23 protein-coding genes are annotated in these 20,481 nt (G+C 63.4%); 4 read left to right on the forward strand and 19 right to left on the reverse strand.

Annotated features, from left to right (window positions below; all coding sequences use genetic code 11):
- Positions 1-177 precede the first annotated feature (177 nt).
- Genes ABI546_RS03670 through ABI546_RS03685 form a run of 4 tightly spaced genes read left to right on the forward strand, consistent with a single transcriptional unit; the run spans position 178 to position 2,636 of the window.
- The gene (locus ABI546_RS03670; RefSeq protein WP_348044223.1) at positions 178-576 is read left to right on the forward strand and encodes an MAPEG family protein; all 399 of its coding nucleotides are present in this window, start codon (positions 178-180) and stop codon (positions 574-576) included.
- Entirely contained in the window at positions 573-1,220 is a 648-nt protein-coding gene (locus tag ABI546_RS03675) for an SDR family NAD(P)-dependent oxidoreductase (protein WP_348044225.1), read from the forward strand. Before ABI546_RS03670 ends, ABI546_RS03675 begins: the two co-directional genes overlap by 4 nt.
- A complete protein-coding gene (locus ABI546_RS03680; protein WP_348044227.1) occupies positions 1,220-1,924 on the forward strand; it encodes a cupin domain-containing protein in 705 nt (234 codons plus the stop codon). The genes ABI546_RS03675 and ABI546_RS03680 overlap by 1 nt, the downstream gene beginning before the upstream one ends.
- Positions 1,925-1,958: 34 nt before the next feature.
- Positions 1,959-2,636: a Crp/Fnr family transcriptional regulator gene (locus ABI546_RS03685; RefSeq protein ID WP_348044229.1), complete on the forward strand. Its 678-nt coding sequence runs from the start codon at positions 1,959-1,961 to the stop codon at positions 2,634-2,636.
- 8 nt (positions 2,637-2,644) lie between these two features.
- Here ABI546_RS03685 and ABI546_RS03690 read toward each other — a convergent pair whose 3' ends face one another.
- The 19 genes from ABI546_RS03690 to ABI546_RS03780 form a co-directional block, all read right to left on the reverse strand.
- Positions 2,645-3,103, reverse strand: a complete 459-nt coding sequence (locus ABI546_RS03690; RefSeq protein WP_348044230.1) for an EVE domain-containing protein — start codon at positions 3,101-3,103, stop codon at positions 2,645-2,647.
- 96 nt (positions 3,104-3,199) lie between these two features.
- Entirely contained in the window at positions 3,200-3,958 is a 759-nt protein-coding gene (locus ABI546_RS03695; protein ID WP_348044231.1) for a peptidoglycan DD-metalloendopeptidase family protein, read from the reverse strand.
- Positions 3,958-4,998 carry a L,D-transpeptidase gene (locus tag ABI546_RS03700; protein ID WP_348044232.1) on the reverse strand — a complete coding sequence of 347 codons (1,041 nt, stop codon included), beginning with the start codon at positions 4,996-4,998 and terminating at the stop codon, positions 3,958-3,960. Before ABI546_RS03700 ends, ABI546_RS03695 begins: the two co-directional genes overlap by 1 nt.
- Before the next feature lie 156 nt (positions 4,999-5,154).
- Positions 5,155-6,756 carry a hypothetical protein gene (locus tag ABI546_RS03705; protein WP_348044234.1) on the reverse strand — a complete coding sequence of 534 codons (1,602 nt, stop codon included), beginning with the start codon at positions 6,754-6,756 and terminating at the stop codon, positions 5,155-5,157.
- Between the two features lie 376 nt (positions 6,757-7,132).
- A complete protein-coding gene (locus ABI546_RS03710; protein ID WP_348044236.1) occupies positions 7,133-7,807 on the reverse strand; it encodes an alpha/beta family hydrolase in 675 nt (224 codons plus the stop codon).
- Between the two features lie 45 nt (positions 7,808-7,852).
- Positions 7,853-8,131 (reverse strand): YkvA family protein, encoded by a 279-nt coding sequence (locus ABI546_RS03715; protein WP_348044238.1) that lies wholly within the window; start codon positions 8,129-8,131, stop codon positions 7,853-7,855.
- 131 nt (positions 8,132-8,262) lie between these two features.
- Positions 8,263-8,508 (reverse strand): hypothetical protein, encoded by a 246-nt coding sequence (locus tag ABI546_RS03720; protein WP_348044240.1) that lies wholly within the window; start codon positions 8,506-8,508, stop codon positions 8,263-8,265.
- A 68-nt stretch (positions 8,509-8,576) separates the two neighbouring features.
- Positions 8,577-8,786, reverse strand: coding sequence for a hypothetical protein (locus ABI546_RS03725; protein ID WP_348044242.1), 210 nt, complete (start codon positions 8,784-8,786; stop codon positions 8,577-8,579).
- Positions 8,787-8,797: 11 nt separating this feature from the next.
- Positions 8,798-10,075, reverse strand: coding sequence for an amidohydrolase family protein (locus ABI546_RS03730; RefSeq protein ID WP_348044244.1), 1,278 nt, complete (start codon positions 10,073-10,075; stop codon positions 8,798-8,800).
- Complete coding sequence (locus ABI546_RS03735) at positions 10,062-10,691, reverse strand: hypothetical protein (RefSeq protein ID WP_348044246.1); 630 nt, start codon at positions 10,689-10,691, stop codon at positions 10,062-10,064. The genes ABI546_RS03730 and ABI546_RS03735 overlap by 14 nt, the downstream gene beginning before the upstream one ends.
- A complete protein-coding gene (locus tag ABI546_RS03740; protein WP_348044248.1) occupies positions 10,691-11,632 on the reverse strand; it encodes an ABC transporter permease in 942 nt (313 codons plus the stop codon). The genes ABI546_RS03735 and ABI546_RS03740 overlap by 1 nt, the downstream gene beginning before the upstream one ends.
- Positions 11,633-11,803: 171 nt before the next feature.
- Positions 11,804-12,883: an ABC transporter permease gene (locus ABI546_RS03745; protein ID WP_348044250.1), complete on the reverse strand. Its 1,080-nt coding sequence runs from the start codon at positions 12,881-12,883 to the stop codon at positions 11,804-11,806.
- Complete coding sequence (locus tag ABI546_RS03750; RefSeq protein WP_348044252.1) at positions 12,880-14,550, reverse strand: ABC transporter ATP-binding protein; 1,671 nt, start codon at positions 14,548-14,550, stop codon at positions 12,880-12,882. The genes ABI546_RS03745 and ABI546_RS03750 overlap by 4 nt, the downstream gene beginning before the upstream one ends.
- Positions 14,525-14,968, reverse strand: a complete 444-nt coding sequence (locus ABI546_RS03755) for a VOC family protein (protein ID WP_348044254.1) — start codon at positions 14,966-14,968, stop codon at positions 14,525-14,527. Before ABI546_RS03755 ends, ABI546_RS03750 begins: the two co-directional genes overlap by 26 nt.
- 1 nt (position 14,969) lies before the next feature.
- Complete coding sequence (locus ABI546_RS03760) at positions 14,970-15,968, reverse strand: 5'-methylthioadenosine/S-adenosylhomocysteine nucleosidase (RefSeq protein ID WP_348044256.1); 999 nt, start codon at positions 15,966-15,968, stop codon at positions 14,970-14,972.
- A gap of 34 nt (positions 15,969-16,002) precedes the next feature.
- Positions 16,003-17,001: a BMP family protein gene (locus tag ABI546_RS03765; protein ID WP_348044258.1), complete on the reverse strand. Its 999-nt coding sequence runs from the start codon at positions 16,999-17,001 to the stop codon at positions 16,003-16,005.
- A 96-nt stretch (positions 17,002-17,097) separates the two neighbouring features.
- The gene (upp, locus tag ABI546_RS03770) at positions 17,098-17,739 is read right to left on the reverse strand and encodes a uracil phosphoribosyltransferase (RefSeq protein ID WP_348044260.1); all 642 of its coding nucleotides are present in this window, start codon (positions 17,737-17,739) and stop codon (positions 17,098-17,100) included.
- Between the two features lie 40 nt (positions 17,740-17,779).
- Positions 17,780-19,108, reverse strand: coding sequence for a URC4/urg3 family protein (locus ABI546_RS03775; RefSeq protein WP_348044262.1), 1,329 nt, complete (start codon positions 19,106-19,108; stop codon positions 17,780-17,782).
- Positions 19,101-20,444 (reverse strand): GTP cyclohydrolase II, encoded by a 1,344-nt coding sequence (locus tag ABI546_RS03780; protein ID WP_348044264.1) that lies wholly within the window; start codon positions 20,442-20,444, stop codon positions 19,101-19,103. The genes ABI546_RS03775 and ABI546_RS03780 overlap by 8 nt, the downstream gene beginning before the upstream one ends.
- Between the last annotated feature and the right edge of the window lie 37 nt (positions 20,445-20,481).

Below are 20,481 nucleotides of genomic sequence, written 5' to 3' on the forward strand. Positions count from 1 at the left end.
AGGAGGCGGCTTAGTTCTGATGCACCCCGTGGTCCAGCTCGAGGGGTTCACTCCACGCCGCCGGTTGCCTTGTCATCTTTGTGACTCTGTAGCAAAAGCTACAGAACTCTTTTCGGGGCGCGGCTATCTTCGTGTTCGTGCCCGCATTGCGGCATGCAACGAAGAAGGAAACTTATCATGTCCAAGGAAATCTACTGGCTGGCGTTGACCCTGGCCGCTGCGGCGTTGTTCGCCTTGCCTTATGTTTTGAACCGCATCGCCGTGCGGGGCTTGGGCGGTACGCTGGCCAACCCTTCCGCCGCAGAAAAACCCCTGGCCGAGTGGGCCCAGCGTGCTCAACGGGCCCAAGCCAATGTGACCGAAAACCTCGTTGTCTTTGCGCCGGCCGTACTGGCGGTGCAGGTCAGCGGGCGAGCTGATTCGGTGACGGCCGCCGCCTGCGCCATCTACTTTTTTGCGCGGCTCATTCACTACGTGGTTTACACGCTCGGTGTCCCCGTCGCACGCACGCTTGCCTGGGCAGCGGGCTGGGGGGCCACGCTGGTGTTGATTGGGCGCCTGCTGGGGATGCTGTGAGCCGACCTCTCGCTCTTGTCGCGGGTGCCGGAGGCGTACTCGGCGGATCGCTCGCGCGGCAGTTCAGCGGGTCGGGGTACGAGGTGGTGGGCTTGCGGCGAGCAGATTGCGATCTGGCGGACGGTGACGCAGTGGCGCAGGCCATCGCGGCCTTGATCGAGCGCCACGGGCCCGTTGACACGCTGCTGTACAACGCTGGTCATCTGGCAGTTGCTCCTTTTCTTGAACTGGAGGCAAGTGCGCTGCGCGAGTGCCTCGAAGCCGGTCCTGTCGGGGCGGCGCATTGTGCCCGGGCCGTGCTGCCGGGCATGCTGGCTGTGGGGCGCGGCAACCTGCTCTTCACCGGCGCCACGGCTTCGCTGCGCGGGTCGGCCCGCTTTGCGGCCATGGCCACGGGCAAATTTGCCCTTCGCGGGCTTGTACAGTCACTGGCAAGAGAGTTTCACCCGCAGGGCATCCACGTGGCCCACGTCGTGCTGGACGGCATGCTGCGCGGCTCTGTTGCCGCATCCCGTTACGTGGCAGGAGAAGCCCCGGTTATGACCCCCGACGGCGTGGCTGCCAATTTCCTGTGGCTTGCACAGCAGGCGCCTTTCGCGTGGACGCAGGAGCTGGACCTGCGGACCGCGTGGGAGAAGTTCTGATGGAGCCAATGCATCTGAACGCCGACCGCACGGCGCCGGTTCTGGTACGGGCCGGGTCGTTGCCATGGCTGCCGTCGCCGCAACCCGGAGTCGAGCGGCGCATGCTCGAACGTATCGGTGCAGAGGTGGCCGTGGCGACCACGCTTGTCCGCTATGCGGCCGGCAGCCGGTTCGGCGCGCACTCGCATGCGCTGGGTGAAGAATTCCTTGTGCTTTCCGGCGTGTTTGCCGACGAGCACGGCCGGTACGGCCCTGGCACCTATGTGCGCAATCCACCGGGCTCCAGTCACAGGCCGTTCAGCGACGAGGGCTGCACCATCTTCGTCAAACTGCGGCAGATGGACCCCCTCGAACAGCGCCGCGTTGTCATCAGTGCAGCCGACAGGCCCTGGGTGGATGTGGGGATCGCCCGGCATCGGCGTGCATTGTTGTACGCGGATCGCAGGGAGACCGTATTCCTCGAACGGCTGGAGCCGGGGTGTACCATGGCCGCGCAGTACGCGTGGGGTGGCCAGGAAATGCTTGTCGTCGGGGGATCGGTCCGTGTGGTAGCTGGCGACGACGCGGACGTGCGAGCTGCAGATGCGCAGCACCTCGGCCCTATGTGTTGGCTGCGCAGTCCACGCGCCTGGCAGGCCGGGCTGGGAAGTCCTGAAGGCGCCCTGTTGTGGATCAAGCGTGGCCACGTGGCAACGATGGTTTGACGGAGCGTCAGGTCGCCGCGCTGAATGGAGCAACATGCAGGTCTTACGTGAACTTACCCTTTTCGACCCTTTCAGCCGACTGAGCGCCAGCGGCCAGACCCTCTTGACGCGGGGCGCGGTTCCGATGAGTGCGCTGGCAGGGACCGGCATCATTCACAAAGGTCAGCCAGCCTCCGGCGCCTATGTCGTGCTGTCGGGTCGGCTGCGCGTGTACACCATCACACCTGCGGGTAACGAGGCGACGCTCTATCTGGTGGAGCCCGGCGAGACCTGCGTGCTCTCGCTCAACTGCCTGTTCAACGATCTTCTGTATCCTGCCTGGGTTCAGGCCGACAAGGCGACACGTGTCGCCGTCATCCCCGGCCCCTTGTACCGGCAGCTTTTCAAGCAGGAAGCGTGCATACAGGACCTGACGCTGCATGCGCTCTCGACACTCGTTTTCAGGTTGATGGCAGAACTGGATGCCGTTCATTCCTTCAACCACCGGCAACGCCTCGTGCATTTTGTGTTGTTGCATTCCTCGTCCGACGGGGTATTGAAAACGACGCAGCAACAACTGGCCGGGCATCTGGGTACGTCGCGTGAAGTGGTAGCGCGGCTGGTGCAGGGCCTGGTCGCCGAAGGCTACCTGAAAAGCCAGCGCGGCCAGATCATCATCAAGGACCTGTTCGGGCTGCGCAGGCTGCAAAGTCCGCCGGAATCCGGCGTCTGACAGTTTTCTCACTTTTCTCCGGTGATGATTTTCCAATGGTGCGGCTCGACGGGCGTGATTGACAGGCGATTGCCCTTGCGCAGCACCTGCAGGTCTGCCAGTTCTGGCCGTGCACGCAGGGCGGGCAAGGTAATGTTAGGTATCTTGCGCAGCACCTTCACATCCACCAGCTGCCAGCGAGGTTCTTCGCGTTTGGACTTGGCGTCGTAGTAGGGCGACTTCGGATCAAACTGCGTAGGGTCAGGGTAGGGCGTAGACGCCACTTCCGCGATGCCGACGATGCCTGGCTCGGCACAACTGGAGTGATAGAACAGCACCCCGTCTCCGAGCTGCATTCCGTCACGCATGAAGTTGCGCGCCTGGTAGTTGCGCACCCCGACCCAGGGAACCGTGGAATGCTTTGCTGCCAGCGCGTCGTCGACCGAGCATTCTTCGGGTTCGGATTTCATGAGCCAGTAGTTTGTCATGGGATTTTCTTCGGGTTGCGGGCGATGTCGCGATTAGCGAGGCTGAACATTTTCAGTAGCTGCGAAATTGTAGTGATCGCACGGCCGGCCAACCGGTCACGACTTTGGATCGCGCCAGACCAGATAGGGGTTCAGCGGCGTGCCACGCCACCACTGCCGCTCCGGCCCCAGCTTGAAGATCGCGAAGTGCAGGTGCGGCGCATCGGGCGACGCATTGCCGGTACTGCCCACATAGCCGATGACCTGGCCTTTGCGCAGGCTGGCGCCTTCGACGAGGCCGTCGGCGTAGCGGTCAAGATGGGCGTAGTAATAGGCGTAGTTGCTTGCGGGGTCGAACTGGTAAATCGTGATGCCGCCCGGCTTGCTCAAAAACAGCTTGGCCACCTTGCCATCTTCAACAGCAAACACGGGCGTGCCGCGCGCGGCCATGATGTCGATGGCCTCATGCGGCGTGCCTGCTGCACGCGCCTGGGTGTAGGTGTCGGTCAGCTGGCTGGCGCTGACGCCTTGCACGGGAAGGGTGAGGGCGCGCGGTCGCAGCAGGGAGATGTCGGCGTCGCCTGCCACCGGTCCGGTGGGCGCGGCTTCAGGCGCGGAGGCGGTGGTAGACGGAGCGACTTTTTCAATCAGCGCCTGCAGGGGATCGCCCGGGTCGCTTTGCGTTGCTGGCGGTGCAGATGCGGCAACCAGCGCAGATTGGGCCGTCGGCGTAGCCGGGGCCTGGACCGCGGGCGTTGGGGAAACCACTTGCGTGGAAGTCTGCAGGCGGCTGCCATACATCACGCCAAGCGCTACCAAAAGCAGCGCGCCCACGGCGAGTGCGGCCCGCTTCATTGATGCAGATGCAGAAGTCATCAGGCTTTGACGTTGACCTTGAACCCGGCCTTCGCCAGGGTCGAGAGGCGTTCGGCATCCCAATTCGTCATGTGGATGCAGCCATTGGTTTCGGAGTGGCCCACGTTGGAGGGGTTGGGTGTGCCGTGAATGCCCCAATGCGGTTTGCTCAGACCCAGCCAGATGCTGCCCACGGGGTTGTTGGGGCCGGCCGCGATGTCGACTTTTTGCGCATCCTTGGGCGCATTCTTGAGCAGGACGGGGTTGTAGGTAAAGCCCGGGTTCTTCACCTCGTTTTTGATGGCCATCGTGCCCAGCGGCAGCGGGTCGTTCTTTTCATTGCCGATGCTGATGGGAAAGCCCGCCACCAGGCGCTGCGCGGTGTCCAGCACATAAAGCACGCGCTCGGACTTGTCGATCTCTATGGAGGCTGCATTGACGGGCGTGGCGCTGGCCGCGACATTGGGCACGGTGATCTGTTTACCGGCTTCCATGGTGCTGCCGCCGTTGAGCTGCTTGAGGTAGCCGGTGCTGGTATGAAATTTTTCCGCCAGCGCTTCATCGAGCGACTCATAGACCAGCGCCTTCATCCTGGCGCGTTCGTCCATGGCGACGGGCGTTTTCTCAAAGGGGCCGGCGGCGTCTTTGTCGGTCACGGTATAGCCCGTCAGCAGTGGCGCGCCGTCTTTGCGCAGCGAAGTCCAGGTTTCGGCCGTGACCGTACCGGTCACTTTCAGGTCGTGCGCGGTCTGGTAGGCCTTGACCATGCGCTGCATATTGGTGGCAAAGCGCCCGTCGATTTCGCCGCAGGAGAACCACGCCCGGTCCAGCATGATCTGCGCGCGCGCCACGGCCGCGCCCTGGCTACCGTTGCGCAGCAAGGGCGCATCGGTCGCGTTGTTGAAGGTTTCCATGTCAACGGCCTGGTTGCCCGTGGTTTTGTTTTTTTTCTTGGCCGCCCAGGCGCTGTGGCTTGCAAAGCCCGCCCCGGTAAAACATAGCGCGAGGACAAGCCTGCGGCGGGAAAAACGGGCGGTGGAGGGCGAGGAGTTGAAGGACATGGGCGCGCTTTCGGTGTTGTCGCGCCAGTGTGCGGCTGTTTTCGCCCTCAGGCTGTCAGCAGATACGCCTGACTATGGTCAGGTTTATGGGACGGTGGGCTGGCGGCCACGCCGTGCTTCTAGTTGCACCGACCGGGGAGCTTCAGACACAGCGCTTTACGCCAGCACAAGCAACAGCAGGCATATCAGGATCATCCCCATCTCGAGCCATTCCTGGGAGGTCAGGCTGAGCATGCGGCGGGCAGTCAGCGTTACCACCGGGACCAGCAGGGCGAGGCCTATCCAGCGGTCCAGCGGCATAAGGCAAACGCGCGCCAGCGCCCACAGCCAGGCGCAATGCGCCAGGAAGCCCCAAAACTCGGCCCGGCTTGTTTTTGCGGTGACGTTCAGCGTGTGGCGCCAGCCAGTGGCGACCGTCTGCCACCATTCCATCTCTTCGTTGTCCAGCACCCTGTGCAGGCCGTGCAGGGCCACCACGCCCAGTACCACCGGCCCGACGTAGCCCGCCCATAGGGCAAGGCCCACATAAAAGGGATGGCTGTAGCCCGTGCCGCCGCCGCCTAGTTTGATGGTGGCCAGCACCCACATGCCACCCACCGCCAGTACTGTCACCACGGCAATGGCGCCTTGCGGAACGCCCGCGCTGCGCGCCATGCGGCCCCCGGCAAACAGGCCGAGCGCTATCACGGTGGCGCCGAGGAAGGTAGCCAGCAGTGAGACAGTAGCCTCCCATCCGTGATGCGGCGCAGCCGTCAAGCTGCCCGACTCAGGTGGGTCCAGTGTGTTTTTGGCGGGAGACCACTGGCGGTACGGCTCATGCCGGGCCTTCAGCAGACGTTGGCTCCAGCTGGCTGTCCGTGGTGATGCATTCGCGAACGCCAGCTCGGTGTGGTACAGGCGCTGGGCACTGTCGAGGTCATGCGGTACCAGTACGGTCTGCAGGCCTGCCTTGCCGTTGGCAGCCTGCAGCGCAACCAATTGGTCGCGCCAGTATCCGGCCACCGGAGGGGCCTCGCACGCCAGCGGCTCGGACTCGGCACCGGGCTGCAGCAAGGTGACTTCGTTGGCTCGCATGACGCTTTGCGGTGCCCGCACCCGGTCCCAGCTGCAGGTAAAGCGCAGCGTGCCTTGCAGAACGATATCAGGCTGGTAGAGGGGCAGGGGAACGGAACTGGTGTTGGCCAGGCGCATTGACAGCATCAGGCGTACCTGGCCTCCAGCAGAAGGCGCGGCCCAGATGCCGGGCGCGATGGGCTGCATGTCGCGCATCTCCAGGGTGAAGAGCGGCACGCGCGCGGCGCCGGATTCCCAGCGAGGGGTCAACGCCTGGTTGAAGGCCGCCTGCCAGGTAGCGCGGAAAGCGGAGCCCATCACGTCCTCGCGCTGCCGGCCGCGCGCGATGGCCGTGGCCACATCGTCTTCCCGCGCCTTCGCACCGCCCGGCAACCGGCGCAGGAATGATTTCCATGCGCTGGTCTTGGGCTCGGGTACAGGTACGGCCGGCGGTGGCGCCGCACCGGTGATCTGTGCCACATAGCTATGCAGCAGTTCGCCGCGCAAGGCGTCAATGTCCGCCTTGGGCGCTTCGGCGCTGCGCAAGACATTCACGAGGAAGTAGGCCTGCGCGGCATTATTGCCCACCGGTGTTTCGTACAGCGCAGTGGTGAAAGGGGTCGGCACAGACGAAGGGTTGGCCGCAAAAGCCCAGCCCTGAAGCAGCAACATGCTGCAGAGAATGACGCGCAGGATTCGTGTCATGGTTTTCTCGCTGCCGGGCAGTACGAGTCAGCGTGTTCCTCGTCGGCGGCAAGGCCAAGGCAAAAAAAACAGAACCCGCCCGCGTGATTTTTAGGGCCCGGCTCTCTTGCGTGGGTATTCGCTGTTTTCACGTATCGGTCTCCCTCCGATGAAAGGCGGCTTGCGTAGCAAGCTTGTTTTTGGTGATCGTGCCGATCTTATATTCAAGCCAGCTCATTTGGCTCGCGCCCCCGCTTCAGGAGTCGAAGCTCCGCCGCGCCGACGCCCATGCCCTCAGCAAGCACTGGAACGCCCATGGGATTCAGCAATCCTGTGCCCGAGCCGGCGTGGTCACGATCTGGCCTGTACGAAGCGGCTGGCCGTGCTTGCGAGGAAACTAGCGCTTCTTCATCCATGCGGCCATTGTGTCCAGCAGTTCCTCACCCACCTGCACATCGGTGCGGCCTGAGCGCACCAACACGTGAAAAGCGTGGTCGGCGCCGTCCACGACGTGCAGGGTTGCCCTTTTTCCGAGGCTTGCTACGGTCTGCGTGATCAGGCCCAGGTCGGCGAGGGCGTCGCGTGTACCTTGCAGAAAAAGCAGGGGCAGTTTGACGCCATCCAGGTGCGCAGCGCGTTCGGTGGAAGGCTTGCCGGTCGGGTGCAGAGGAAAGCCCACCAGCACGATGCCGTCGACGCCAGGCAAGGCCTCGCCCGCCTGCGCCTGCGTGGTCATACGCCCGCCATAGGACTTGCCACCGGCAAACAGCGGCACACCAGGCATGCGCCGCGCCGCCTCGGCAACCGCCGCCCGAATCGCTGCATGCGCAACGGCGGGTGGGTCGGGGCGTTTTGAGCCCTGCGCCATGAATGGAAAGTTGAAGCGCAAGCTGGCGATGCCGCGCTCTACGAGCCCCTGTGCCATCGCGACCATAAAGACATGCTCCATGCCCGCACCTGCGCCGTGGGCAAACACATAACAGGCTTTGGCGTTGGCTGGCGCCTGCAGCAGGCCGGGAACGGTGCCGCCGGCGAGGAGCGGTATGAGTAGTGACAGGGGCCGTGTCGACATCAATAAAAGCCCGTGCTGAATTTATCGGCCCATGACAGCGATCGCCTATCGCTGCGCGGCGGGCTTTTCCTCGGGATCGGCGATCCCGGGCGGCAGGCGATTCAGCAACCAGCGGATCGCCAGGGGCACCAGCACCAGGTCATCCATCACGCCAAAGAAGGGAATGACATCGGGGATAAGGTCAATGGGTGACACCAGGTAAAGCGCAACCAATGCAGTGCCCCATTTCAGCCAGCCCGGCGCATCAGGATGGCGCAAGGCTTTCCACAGCCGCCTCGCATCGCCGCGTACCAGTACCCAAAGCATCGTGAGGCGTTTGAACATGAAAGCTCCTTGCGTGAAGTGGGCAACCCGGCGGGCTGACTGGAGGAACATGGTGCTGCTTGGCTGGGGTACAAGAGCTTGCGCGGGACGTTACATTCTTCGCCGGTACCGGCTCTTCCCGGCGCTTTCGGTCAGTGACTGAGGTTGGCCACCAGCTTGTCTGCCGCCTGAACGGCTTCTTCGCGTGTGAGCCAGCTCCTGTCGCTGTCGTGCAGGGGCGGCAGCGATTCAACGTGTATGACATCGATGTACCAGGGACCGTCAGGGAGATGGCACAGCCTGGCCATGTAATGCCGGCCGTTGGCGACGCCAGGGACGTATTCCTCAATCGGCTCCGTTTCGTCTTCTGGTGCTTCGTCTGGTGCGTCTGTTTCCATCGGGTTTCTTTCCAAATCCCGATTATCCGCAACCCGCCTTGCTTCGCTGGAGGTGCGATGGGTACAGCTCAGTCCTTGAGTTCCACCCCAAGAGCCGCCAGATTTTTGGCGTACGCATCCCTGCGTTTTGCGGCTTTGTCTGCGGTCTCGATGGCCATCTGGATCGCCCTGGGGCCTTTGGCTGCAGCCGCCTTGATCAGGCCAGACTTGTGGGCAGCCTCTGCCTCGGCCCTTTTAAAAGTGGCGATGAGGTCGGCATTGGCGATGGGTGAATTCACAGGATTCGATCTCAATTCATGAAGCGGGTGGCGGGCGGGCGATTCGGCAACTGCAAGGCCGCCACAACTTCGGGCGTCTCAGCCAGCAGCACCCCCTTCTTCCACACCTTCAACCGATTCGCCCGCAACCTGATCGCCTCAATCTTGTCCCGCGCCTGCAGCAGCACAAAGCTGGCGTCGCAGCCCACGTCCAGCCCATAGCCCTTGAGGTGCATCACTTTGGCGGCGTTGACCGTCACGGCGTCAAAGCAGTCGCGTATGCCTTTCTGGCTGGTCATTTGCGCCACGTGCAGGCCCATGTGGGCGACTTCGAGCATGTCGGCGCTGCCCATGCCGTACCAGGGGTCCATCACGCAGTCGTGGCCGAAGGCGACGTTCACACCGGCGGCCATCAGTTCGGGCACGCGCGTCATGCCGCGGCGCTTCGGGTAGGTGTCGTGGCGGCCTTGCAGGGTGATGTTGATGAGCGGGTTAGCGATCACGCTGACGCCGCTCTCGGCGATCAGGGGCAGCAGCTTGCTGACGTAATAGTTGTCCATGCTGTGCATGGAGGTGCAGTGGCTTCCGTTGACACGGCCCTGCAGGCCCAGTCGCTGGGTTTCATCGGCCAGGGTTTCGATGTGGCGTGAGAGCGGATCGTCGGACTCGTCGCAGTGCATGTCGACCAGCAGGCCGCGTTCGGCCGCAATTTCGCACAGCAGCTTCACGCTGGCGGCGCCGTCGGCCATGGTGCGCTCAAAGTGGGGAATTCCGCCGACCACGTCCACGCCCTTGTCGAGTGCACGCTCCAGGTTGCTGATGCCGCCTTTGGTTCGCAACACGCCGTCTTGCGGAAAGGCCACCAGTTGCAGGTCGATGTACGGCGCGACCTTTTTTTTGACTTCAAGCAATGCGTTGACTGCCAGCAGGCTGGGGTCACTGGTGTCCACGTGGCTGCGAATGGCCAGCAGGCCTTTGGCCACGGCCCAGTCGCAGTAGGTGAGGGCGCGTTCGATGATGGCGTCGGCTTTCAGCGTGGGCTTGAGTTCGCCCCACACGGCAATGCCTTCGAGCAGGGTGCCACTTTCATTGATACGCGGCAGGCCGTAGCTGAGCGTGGCGTCCATGTGGAAGTGTGGGTCCACAAAGTGCGGGCTCAGCAGGTAGCCCTGACAGTCCACCTCTTGCGCGCCAGTCCCCTGCAGATGCGACTCGACCGCGATGATGCGACCGTCTGTCACGGCGACGTCCTGATTGGTTCGTCCGTCGGGCAAATTGGTATGGCGAAGGATTAGATCAGGACTTGGCATCGGATTGCTCCACTTGTTTTGGTGCGCCATTGCTCAGATGGTCGATCAACATCGCTCGAAAAGCCGGCGCCGCCATGGCCTCTCTTGCTGTCATCAAATCGTGCGCCCATTCCCTCAGTGTGGTGTAGGCCGCATCCAAAGTTTGACGGCATTCCTCCAGATGAGACAGCGCTGCCCGGCATCCCTCCACGCTGAAAATATCAAACTGCTCTATGAGGTGATGGACCAGGTCGTTTCTCAGGGTGACCAACTTTCTCAAGTCTTCTTCCAGAGTGGCAGCGTTGTTTTCAGTCAACTGTATGGTCCAGCGCGCACGAAAAACAACCTTGCTGGGGTGAGGGCAAAGGTCGTCATCGTCTGGAAGAGGTCCGGTCCGCAGGAATGTCGTTTTTGTTTCCTTGACCAGGGTACCCAAGGTCATGGCCCTATATTTTTCCACGCGGGCGTTTCTTGAAGCGGGTACGGAATCAATGGTGCCCGCGATTTCAGACTCGACCAAAAGTGTTTTGAGTAATTTCTCATACTGCTGGATCTGAATCAGCAACCGGCCCATCCTCCGCTGAACTTTGGGCTGGATATATTTGACCGCGGGGTTCGGCTCAAGCGGCGCAATCATCAGCGTTCTCCCTTGCGGTATGGCTTCATCAAGGCCTGAGGATACGCCGCCTTGCGCGCCACCAGCACCAGCGCGAGGATGGAGAGGGCGTACGGCAGCATCAAATACACCTGGTAAGGCACATTGACGATGCCCGAGGTTTGCAGACGCAGCTGCAGCGCGTCGAAAAAGGCAAACAGCAAGGCCCCCAGCAGCGCCTTGCCGGGCCGCCACGATGCAAACACCACCAGTGCCACACACACCCAGCCGCGGCCGTTGACCATGTTGAAGAAAAAGGCGTTAAACGCCGACAGCGTGAGGAAAGAGCCCGCCATGCCCATGAGCGCCGAGCCGGCCACGATGGCAGCGCTGCGGGTGGCCGCGACGGAGACGCCCTGGCCTTCCGCGGCTTGGGGGTTCTCGCCGACCATGCGGATGGCCAGGCCTGCCGGTGTGCGGTACAGCAGCCAGGCGATCAGCGGCACCAGCAACAGCGCCAGCAGCGTAAGCGAGGTTTGCGCGGCCAGCACGTTGAGCCCGCCGCCGGGAAAACCGTCGAGCCAATGCATGGGGGCGAAAGGTGTGATGGTGGGTGGCGCATCGACCTTCGGGAAGTTCACACGGTAGCCGTAGTAGCTGAGCGAGGTGGCCAGCAGGGTAATGCCGAGCCCGGACACGTGCTGCGACAGCGCCAGGCCGACTGTGAGAAAGGCGTGCAGCAGGCCAAACACCGTACCGGTAAGCGCCGCCACGCCGACGCCTACCCACAGCGGCGCGCCGCCGTACACGGCCAGCCAGCCGCTGAAGGCGCCGGCGACCATGATGCCTTCGATGCCCAGGTTGAGCACGCCGGCACGCTCACACAGCAGCACGCCCAGCGTGCCGAGGATCAGCGGTGTGGCGATGCGCAGCACGGCGATCCAGAAGGGCGCCGCGGCGAGGATATCGAGCATTTCAGCCATGCAGGACGCCTTCTCGCGTTGGTATGCAGACTGTTGGCGCTATTAATTTAATAGCTGCTTGCGCTCGTCTGTATTGGCTTGTGGCTATTAGTTTCTTAAGAACTGTGCGCGCAGCTTCAGCCCTGTCGGCAGTGGCTGCATGGGTTGGCAAGGCGCTGGCGCTGAAGAAATTCATGCGGCCCGGCCTTTTTCTTTTACTACCACCCGGTATTGCGTCATCAACGTGGCCACCAGCACCGAAATCAGCGAAGCCGCCACGATCACGTCGGCAATATAGGTAGGCACGCCCACCGCCCGGCTCATGGTGTCGGCGCCGACCAGCACGCCGGCGACAAATACCCCTGCCGCCAGAACGCCCATGGGATTGAGCGCGGCCAGCATGGCGATCACGATGCCGGTGTAGCCGTAGCCGGGCGACATGTCGAGCGTGACATAGCTGGTGCGTCCTGCCACCTCAATGGCGCCGGCCAGGCCCGCCAGCGCGCCTGACAACAGGGCAACCAGTACGACGGTGCGGGTAACGGGCACGCCGGCGAATGCTGCGGCTTTGGCGTTGGCGCCAACGGCGCGTATGTCAAAGCCCAGCACGGTGTATTTCAGCAAGGCCCACAGCGCCACAGCCAGGGCGGCAGCCCATAGCAGGCCGGTGTGGATGCGGGTCTGGGCGACGAGCTTGGAAAGTTCCAGTTCACTTTGCAGTGCCACGCTTTGCGGCCAGCCCATGGCGGTCGGGTCTTTCATCGGGCCGTCGAGCATCATGGACACGAACAGCAGCATGATGAAATTGAGCAGCAGGGTGGTGACGACTTCATCCACACCCAGCTGGGCCTTCAGCAGCGCCGGGCCCAGCAGCAGCAGCGCACCGGCAATGGCTGCGGCCAGCATCATCAGGCCGAAGAGCAGCCAGAAGGGCAGCTCAAAACCCGTACCGCCGTGCATTCCGCCGACAGCCACGGCGGCCAACGCGCCGGCATAAAGCTGGCCTTCGGCGCCGATGTTGAATAGCCGGGCCTTGAAGGCCACGGTAGCGGCCAGGCCGGTCAGGACGAGCGGCACCGCACGGGTGAAGGTTTCGCTGAGGGCAAAGACCGAGCCAAAGCCGCCCTTGAACAGCAGTGCGTAGGTTTGGCCCAGCGGTGCGCCGGCCCACAGCACCAGCAGTGCGCTGACCAGCAGGGTGAACGCTATGGCGCCTATGGGGGCCAACACCAGGGCCCAGCGCGAGATTTCAGTGCGCTTTTCGAGCCTCACGCCGCCACTCCCGGCGCCGACTCGGCGTTGATCCCGGCCATGGCTAGACCGATCGCTTCCCGCGTCCAGGCCTCGGCGGGCAGGGCCTTCGTCAGCTGGCCCGCGTGCATCACCGCCACGCGGTCGCCGAGCGCCATCACTTCGTCCAGGTCGTCAGAGATGACCAGCACAGCCGCGCCAGCGTCTCGCGCGGCAATGAGCTGCTGCTGTACATAGGCGACGGCGCCGATGTCCAGGCCCCAGGTGGGTTGGTGGGCAATGATGAGGGATATGGCCCCCACGCTCTCCGCTTCGCGTGATTCGCTGCCCCCCGAGGGGGCTGCCTCGCCTTGGGGCGGCCCGGCGGCGAGGCGAGGTGCCGTGATCTTGCCCTCGGCCTGCTCTGGCACCAGCAGGGCCCGGCCGAGGATGAGCTTTTGCATGTTGCCGCCCGACAGCGACCGCGCCACTGCATGGGCTCCGCCGCCGCGCACGTCAAACTCGCGCATGATGCGGGCCGCATGGGCCTGCGCGGCCTTGCGTTTGACCCACAGCGCTTTGGAAAACGCTGGGCTGCGCAGGCGCTCTGACACCGCGTTTTCCCAGACGCTGAGGTCGCCCACTACGCCGACGGCATGCCGGTCTTCGGGGATACGGGCCACGCCTTTTGTGACCAGCCAGGCCGGGGAGGCCTTCATGGGCTGGCCCAGAAATGTCACGGAGCCCCGGCTGGCGGCGCGGGTGCCGCACAGCAGCTCGGCCAGGGCCAGCTGGCCGTTGCCCGATACGCCTGCAATCGAGACGATTTCACCGGCCTTGAGTTCGAGTGAAACGCCGTCCAGGCGGTCTTGTCCTGCATCGGCGGTGCTGACACCGTCCAGTGTGCAGACCGGCAGGCCGATTGACGGCGCGGGGTGGCGCTGCGTGGCGGTGACGGCATGGCCCACCATCCACTGCGCCAGCTGCGCCTGGCTGGTGCCGGCGGCAGGCGCTTCGGCCACCAGCTTGCCGCCGCGCAGCACAGCCACGCGGTGCGACACACGCAGCACCTCACCGAGCTTGTGGCTGATGAAAATGATGGACAAACCCTGCGCCACCATCTGGCCCAGAGTGTCAAAGAGCGCTTCGCTTTCCTGCGGTGTCAGCACGGCAGTGGGTTCGTCCAGGATCAGGATGCGGGCGCCACGGTACAGCGCTTTCAGGATCTCGACCCGCTGGCGCTCGCCGACCGAAAGGCTGCCCACCTTGGCATCGGGCGCCACAGGCAGGCCAAAGCGCTGGGCAACCTCCAGCAGCCTGGCCCGGGCGGCGCTGCGGCGTGAGAAAAGCTGCCATAGCGGCTCGCCGCCCAGCATGATGTTGTCGAGCACGCTCAGGTTATCTGCCAGCGTGAAATGCTGGTGCACCATGCCCACGCCCGCGGCCAGCGCGGCCCTGGGGTTGCCGGGCGCAAGCGGCTGGCCATGAATTTCGATGTGGCCTTCGTCGGCCGTGTAGTGGCCGAAGAGGATGGACACCAGCGTTGACTTGCCTGCGCCGTTTTCGCCCAACAACGCAAGGATTTCGCCGCTGTGCAGTTCGAGCGAAATCGCGTCATTGGCGACCAGCGGGCCGAAGCGTTTGGTGATGCCGCGGAGCCGCAGCATCGGCGGCTGCGAATGTTCAGCCGAGGGATGCCCAGTGGTCATGCCGGTCGCGCCGCTCCTGGCGGTAGTTGGTGATCTCCAGACGAAGGCCGTCGGGGTCGGAGAAGAAGGTGGCCCAGTAGTCGGGGGCGTATTCGCCGTGGTTGTGCGGCTCGCTGGCGTTGATGCCGGAGGCCTGCAACAGCCGCGCGCATTCGGCTACGTCTTTCACAGTATCTACGCGCAGGCAGAAGTGGTGAAGGCCGGGCGAATAGGCCTCGTGCCCGGTTTGCGAACGGGCCGGCCGCAGGACATAACCGAAGTGGCGGTTGTAGTACTGGATATGTGGGTCGCCGCCGATTTCGAAGGTGTTTTTGCGGCAGCTGAGTGCCTTGAGCATGAGCTTGTCGTAGAAAGCTTCCGATTGCGCCATGTTGCTCACGGCAATGTAGATGTGGTCAATGCCGGTGAGTTCAGGCATGTTATTTCCACGCAGATAGGAATGCCAATAGCACCTTGGCCGAGTTGTCGGCGGCGATGTTCATGAAGGTGACCATTTCATTGGCGGCTTCACCGCCGCCGGCCAGGTCGCTGAGTGAGCGGAAGGCGATATAAGGCACGCTGTTGCTGTAGGCCACCATGCCCACAGCGGCGGTTTCCATGTCGAGCACGTTGGCCTGGAATGTTTTGAAGGCGTATTCGCGGAAGGCGGCGTTGTCGACAAAGGCCTGGCCCGAAACACCGTTGCCGCCCACCATCAGCTGCGGTTTGTGCGTGAGGCACACACCCGCGTTGCAGGCGCCGAGGTCGATGTTACCCATGCCCCTGGCAACCTCGAGCATCCTGGGGTCGACTTCAAACCAGAACTTGCGTACGGGCGCCGGGCTGGCGGCCGTGCGTGTTTCGACCGGGCGCGGGTACAGCATGCCGAAAGGCGGCAGGGTCTGGCCCGCCATGCGCGGCGGAACGGTGAACCGGCCCGGCGCGGTTTCCCGCGCCATCAACACCTCCAGGTACTGGCTCCACTGGGCTGGTACGCTGACGTCGCCGATATGCAGGGCCGGGTTGACGCCCCCGGCGATGCCGCTGAAGACGATGTGGGTGATGTTGAAACGGTCGAGCACCAGTTGCGTGTTCATGGACGCGTTGACCATGCTGATGCCGGAAAGAAACAGCACGACCGGCTTGCCCTGCAGGGTGCCGGTGGTGAAGTCAACCCCGTTGATGCGGTGTCTGGCAGGCCCTTGCAACCGGTTGAGCAGCAGGGTCAACTCGGGCTCAAAAGCCGACATCACCGCGATGCGGGGCGTGGCGTCAAGCCGGACGGAGACGCCGGCAACTGCGCCAGGCGGATGGGACGGGGCAGGCGCCGGGCCCGCACACCCCAGGAGGCCGAATGCCGAGAAGGCCAACGACGCCGCGGCCCGCCAGCCAAAGCGTGAGCGGAAAGAAAAACGCCGCAGGCAAAACAGGGAATGCATACGGCGCTTTCAGGTGGGGCGGTGGAACGCCGGCTTATTTGGCGGTGGACTTGGGCTGGCCGTCGTCGACCTTGACGGTGAACTTGCCGGCCAGGATGTCGGCCTCTTTGGCCTTGACCTTGGCGACGACGTCGGCAGGCACCTTTTTCTCGAAGGTGCCCAGCGGGGCGAGCTCGGAACCCTTGTACTTCATCATCGAATAGGGGCCGTAGTCTTCGGCCTTGAATTTGCCTTCCTTGACGGCCTTGATGGCGCGGTCGATGCTGGGCTCCATGTTCCAAAGGGCTGACGCCACCACGGTGTCGGGATATTTGTCTTGCGTATTGATCACGTTCCCGATGGCCAGCTTGCCTTTTTCCTTGGCGGCGTCGCTCACGCCGAAACGCTCGGCGTACATCACGTCGGCGCCCTTGTCGATCATGGCAAAAGCTGCTTCCTTGGCTTTGGGCGGGTCAAACCAGCTGTTGATGAAGCTCACGCTGAACTCGACCTTGGGGTTGGTTTCCTTGGCGCCGGCCATGAAGGCGTTCATCAGGCGATTGACCTCAGGAATCGGGAAGCCGCCCACCATGCCGATCTTGTTGGACTTGGTCACGCCGCCGGCGATCATCCCGCTCAGGTAGGCGGGCTCCTGGATGTAGTTGTCGAACACCGAAAAGTTGGGCGCCTGAACCTTGCCCGACGAACCCATAAGGAAAGACACTTTTGGGAAGTCCTTGGCGACCTTGCGGGCCGCGGCTTCCACCGCAAAAGCCTCGCCGACGATGAGCGCGTTGCCGGCCGTGGCGTATTCGCGCATGACGCGTTCGTAGTCGGCATTGGCGACATTTTCAGTTGCCTTGTATTCGATTTCGCCGCGCGCTTCGGCGGCTTTGAGCGCCTTGTGCAGCCGGCTGACCCATTGCTGCTCAAACGGCACGGTGTAGATGGCTGCTACCTTGGGTTTGGCCTGGGCAAGGGCAAAGCCGGGCAGGGCGACGGCGAGGGCAGCAGCCAATAGAACGAGCTGGCGGCGCTTGAAGGTCTGGGGCATGTGACTCTCCGGTTGGGTTTTCAGGTGGGTTGGCGGTGTCTGGAAACTGCTATCAATTCGGGAGCTTCTTGCGCTCGTCCATAAAGGGCTGGAGGCTTATTTGGTTCCAAAAATACGGTCACCGGCGTCGCCCAGGCCCGGCAGGATATAGCCATGGCTGTTGAGTTCGCGGTCGATCGCGGCGGTGTAGATGGGCACGTCCGGGTGCGCGGTTTGCAGGGCCTTGATGCCTTCGGGGCAGGTCAGCAGGCAGACGAACTTGATGGACTTGGGGTTGAGCTCTTTGAGCCGCTCGACTGCCGCGATAGCCGAGTTGCCGGTGGCAAGCATCGGGTCAACCACGACGATGTCGCGCTCCTCCATGTCGTGCGGCATCTTGAAGTAGTACTCGACCGCCGTCAGCGTTTTGGGGTCACGGTACAGGCCCACGTGACCGACGCGGGCGCCCGGCACCACGCTGAGCATGCCTTCAAGAATGCCGTTGCCGGCACGCAGGATGGAAACAAACACCAGCTTCTTGCCGTCAATGACTTTGGAGGTGGTGGTTTCGAGCGGCGTCTCGATTTCGATGTCCTGCATGGGCATGTCGCGCGTGACCTCATAGGCCATCAGCATGCTGAGTTCGTTGAGCAGGGTGCGAAAGGTATTGGTAGAGGCGTCCTTGCGGCGCATCAGGGTGAGCTTGTGCTGCACCAGGGGGTGGTCGATCAGGTGGACTTTGCTGCTTGGGATGGTCATGTGCTTGTGTGCCTCTTTGTTTTTGTGTTTTGCCGGATTCTCAGAAAACAGTGCCGTCGCTTTCGATGTTCAGAGGCGGCAAGCCTTGATGCAATTGCTGTGCCAGTGCGCGCCCAGCGGCCCAGGTGCCGCCTTCAAGTACGCAGGCCAGCGGCATCTGCTCGGCGGTCAATCCTAACTGCTCGCGCACCAGTGGCGCGAGCTCGTCGAGAAGGGCCACGGTGAGCGCGCGCCACTCCACGATCAGCTCGTCGCCTGCGGCATGCAGCTTGTCGGCTTGAGCCGGGTCCTTCAGCATCAACACACCGGCATCGAGAAACAAGCCGCCGTTGCGGTATTCAGGTAACCCGGTCAGGGCATCAAGCCCGTTGACCTGCACGCCAGCCCATTCAAACGGTTCCAGCAGCGAATAGGTGAGCCACTGCGACAGCTTGTGAAACGGCATCCAGCCCTGGCTGGGCCCGGCTTTTTCCGACTCACCGTCGCCTGCCGCGCTGTGTTGCCAGCAGTCGCCCAGGGGAATCGTGCCCAGGATATTTTGGGCCGGCCAGATGGCGGAGAGGCTGGTCAGCAGCACCGACAACAGCTCATGCGCTTCAATGGCGCTTTGCCCGGGTTGGACCAGGGCCTCAAACAAATGGCCGGGGCGGCCGCGTTGCCCAAAGAGCGCAGGCTGGTCCTGCAGCGCCTGGCCGAGGCGCCGCAACAGCGCGGCGCGGCCTTCGAGGCCGATCAACGGGTTATCGGGTGTGACCTGGAAGGCCTTGGCCAGCTGGTCCGCGGTGATGGCTTTGAGCCCGAGGGCATCGGCTTGCAGCGGCTGCTGTGGATCGCTGGAAAAGAGTCCGGCCATAAAGGCGTGAAAACTTGCCACGCCCAGGCCTTCGGAACGGCTGTATTCACTGCAGGGATGCTCTCCCTGGGCGGCTTCGAGGTAGTGCCACCGGGCGCCGGCGCCGGCGTCCAGCAGCACGCTGATAAGTGCAAGGTCAATCTGGGCGCGTGCACGCCCGGCAGGCGTGGCGGATGCCAGCGCTGCGTTGAGCAGACCCGGGCGGTCAATGCCGCCCGCTTCAAAATGCCGCCAGCGGCTGTGGTATGGGATGTCCAGGTCCGGGTAGCGGGCTCGGGTGATTTCAGCAACCAGCGCGGCGGCGGTGGCCATGGCGCCGTCGTTGACGGTAAACCAGGCCGATTCGCCGCGGCGGGCACGGGCCAGAAGCGCGTTGGCGCGTGTGCGTATGGTTCTGGTGGAGCGCAATTCTGCGGCGGCGCTGATGCCGCGCAGATTTCCGGCGATGGTGTAGGCGGCGTTGGCGGGGTTACTGGGACTGTTGGAACTGTCAGGAGGCGGCTTGGTTTTAGACATCCAGCCCCCGGCCCTTGGCTTTTTTCAGTTCTTCGGCGTCGGGCACCGCGCCGGGGGTGAAATAGCCTGCGGCCATCTTGGCGTCCATTTCAACCTGGGCGTCGGCCGGGATCATGTGTTGGGGAATGTTGATGCGCTCGACCACCTCGATGCCCGCGCGGGTGATGGCGTCGTACTTCATGTTGCTCATGGAGACGAGGCGGTGGATTTTGCGGATGCCCAGCCAGTTGAGCACGTCGGGCATGAGTTCCTGAAAGCGCATGTCCTGCACACCGGCCACGCATTCCGTGCGGTTGAAGTACTGGTCGGCGGTGTCGCCGCCCACTTGGCGCTTGCGGGCGTTGTAGACCAGGAACTTGGTGACTTCGCCCAGCGCCCGGCCTTCCTTGCGGAAATATGACACCAGCCCCACACCGCCGCGCTGCGCACCCTGGATGCATTCTTCAATGGCGTGCGTGAGGTAAGGGCGGCATGTACAGATGTCGGAGCCGAAGACGTCGGAACCGTTGCATTCGTCGTGCACCCGGGCCGTGAGTTCAACGTCGGGGTTGGCTAGGTCGCGCGGCTTGCCGAAGATATAAGCCGTGAGGCCGCCGATGGGTGGCAGGAACACCTCCAGGTCGCTTCGGGTCACGAGCTCGGGGTACATGCCGCCGGTTTCTTCAAACAGCACGCGGCGCAAATCGGTTTCGCTGCAGCCAAAGCGGCGGGCAATTTCGGGCAGGTACCACACCGGCTCGACGGCGACCTTGGTCACCATGGCCGCGCCGCCAGCTGTCAAATACTTGCCGTCGGCCTTGAGGCGGCCGGACTGCAGGGCTTCGATCACCTCGGGCAGGATCACGTGGGCCTGGGTAACCGCGATGGTGGGCCGGATGTCGTAGCCCGCTGCCAGCTCATTGGAAAAAACGTCAGCCACCATGGCACCCCAAGGGTCCATGGCCACGATGCGGCCCGGCTCGCTCCATTGGGGATAGGGCCCTATCAGATCAGTTGGTGAGGTGTTGGTAAGGTCGGCTTTGTGGCTGGCTTTCAGCGCTCCGGAAGCCACGGCGAGCGCGCGGTAGACACTATAGGAGCCGCTGTGTGTGCCGATGACGTTGCGATGGCTGCGTTTGGTGGTTGTGCCCACCACGGGGCCGCGTTCGGCGGCCGTGGCGGCAGCCCAGCGTATGGGCAGGGCGCCGTAACCTCCTGCATGAGAGGTCAAACGGATGTGGGAGGTTGCAGGGCTGGCCGGGGTCGTGGAGGCGGCAGAAGTGGGGACCGGAGCGGAGACGGGCGCAGGGACAGCCGGCCTCGGATCAAGGGACTTGGCGGCAACTTCAGCAGGCATTGCGGATCCTTCAAAAAATCCAATGTACCGACGCGTG

It is taken from the genome of Polaromonas sp. (assembly GCF_039932935.1).
Lineage (GTDB): Bacteria > Pseudomonadota > Gammaproteobacteria > Burkholderiales > Burkholderiaceae_C > Polaromonas.

Excerpts from the sequence above, each read along its gene's own strand:
- ABI546_RS03750 (WP_348044252.1), bottom strand. The coding sequence starts at position 14,550 with ATGACCACTGGGCATCCCTCGGCTGAACATTCGCAGCCGCCGATGCTG.
- ABI546_RS03705 (WP_348044234.1), bottom strand. The coding sequence starts at position 6,756 with ATGACACGAATCCTGCGCGTCATTCTCTGCAGCATGTTGCTGCTTCAG.
- ABI546_RS03720 (WP_348044240.1), bottom strand. The coding sequence starts at position 8,508 with ATGGAAACAGACGCACCAGACGAAGCACCAGAAGACGAAACGGAGCCG.
- ABI546_RS03775 (WP_348044262.1), bottom strand. The coding sequence starts at position 19,108 with ATGTCTAAAACCAAGCCGCCTCCTGACAGTTCCAACAGTCCCAGTAAC.
- upp (WP_348044260.1), bottom strand. The coding sequence starts at position 17,739 with ATGACCATCCCAAGCAGCAAAGTCCACCTGATCGACCACCCCCTGGTG.
- ABI546_RS03730 (WP_348044244.1), bottom strand. The coding sequence starts at position 10,075 with ATGCCAAGTCCTGATCTAATCCTTCGCCATACCAATTTGCCCGACGGA.
- ABI546_RS03710 (WP_348044236.1), bottom strand. The coding sequence starts at position 7,807 with ATGTCGACACGGCCCCTGTCACTACTCATACCGCTCCTCGCCGGCGGC.
- ABI546_RS03735 (WP_348044246.1), bottom strand. The coding sequence starts at position 10,691 with ATGATTGCGCCGCTTGAGCCGAACCCCGCGGTCAAATATATCCAGCCC.
- ABI546_RS03680 (WP_348044227.1), top strand. The coding sequence starts at position 1,220 with ATGGAGCCAATGCATCTGAACGCCGACCGCACGGCGCCGGTTCTGGTA.
- ABI546_RS03695 (WP_348044231.1), bottom strand. The coding sequence starts at position 3,958 with ATGACTTCTGCATCTGCATCAATGAAGCGGGCCGCACTCGCCGTGGGC.
- ABI546_RS03670 (WP_348044223.1), top strand. The coding sequence starts at position 178 with ATGTCCAAGGAAATCTACTGGCTGGCGTTGACCCTGGCCGCTGCGGCG.
- ABI546_RS03765 (WP_348044258.1), bottom strand. The coding sequence starts at position 17,001 with ATGCCCCAGACCTTCAAGCGCCGCCAGCTCGTTCTATTGGCTGCTGCC.
- ABI546_RS03780 (WP_348044264.1), bottom strand. The coding sequence starts at position 20,444 with ATGCCTGCTGAAGTTGCCGCCAAGTCCCTTGATCCGAGGCCGGCTGTC.
- ABI546_RS03690 (WP_348044230.1), bottom strand. The coding sequence starts at position 3,103 with ATGACAAACTACTGGCTCATGAAATCCGAACCCGAAGAATGCTCGGTC.
- ABI546_RS03740 (WP_348044248.1), bottom strand. The coding sequence starts at position 11,632 with ATGGCTGAAATGCTCGATATCCTCGCCGCGGCGCCCTTCTGGATCGCC.
- ABI546_RS03685 (WP_348044229.1), top strand. The coding sequence starts at position 1,959 with ATGCAGGTCTTACGTGAACTTACCCTTTTCGACCCTTTCAGCCGACTG.
- ABI546_RS03755 (WP_348044254.1), bottom strand. The coding sequence starts at position 14,968 with ATGCCTGAACTCACCGGCATTGACCACATCTACATTGCCGTGAGCAAC.
- ABI546_RS03715 (WP_348044238.1), bottom strand. The coding sequence starts at position 8,131 with ATGTTCAAACGCCTCACGATGCTTTGGGTACTGGTACGCGGCGATGCG.
- ABI546_RS03700 (WP_348044232.1), bottom strand. The coding sequence starts at position 4,998 with ATGTCCTTCAACTCCTCGCCCTCCACCGCCCGTTTTTCCCGCCGCAGG.
- ABI546_RS03760 (WP_348044256.1), bottom strand. The coding sequence starts at position 15,968 with ATGCATTCCCTGTTTTGCCTGCGGCGTTTTTCTTTCCGCTCACGCTTT.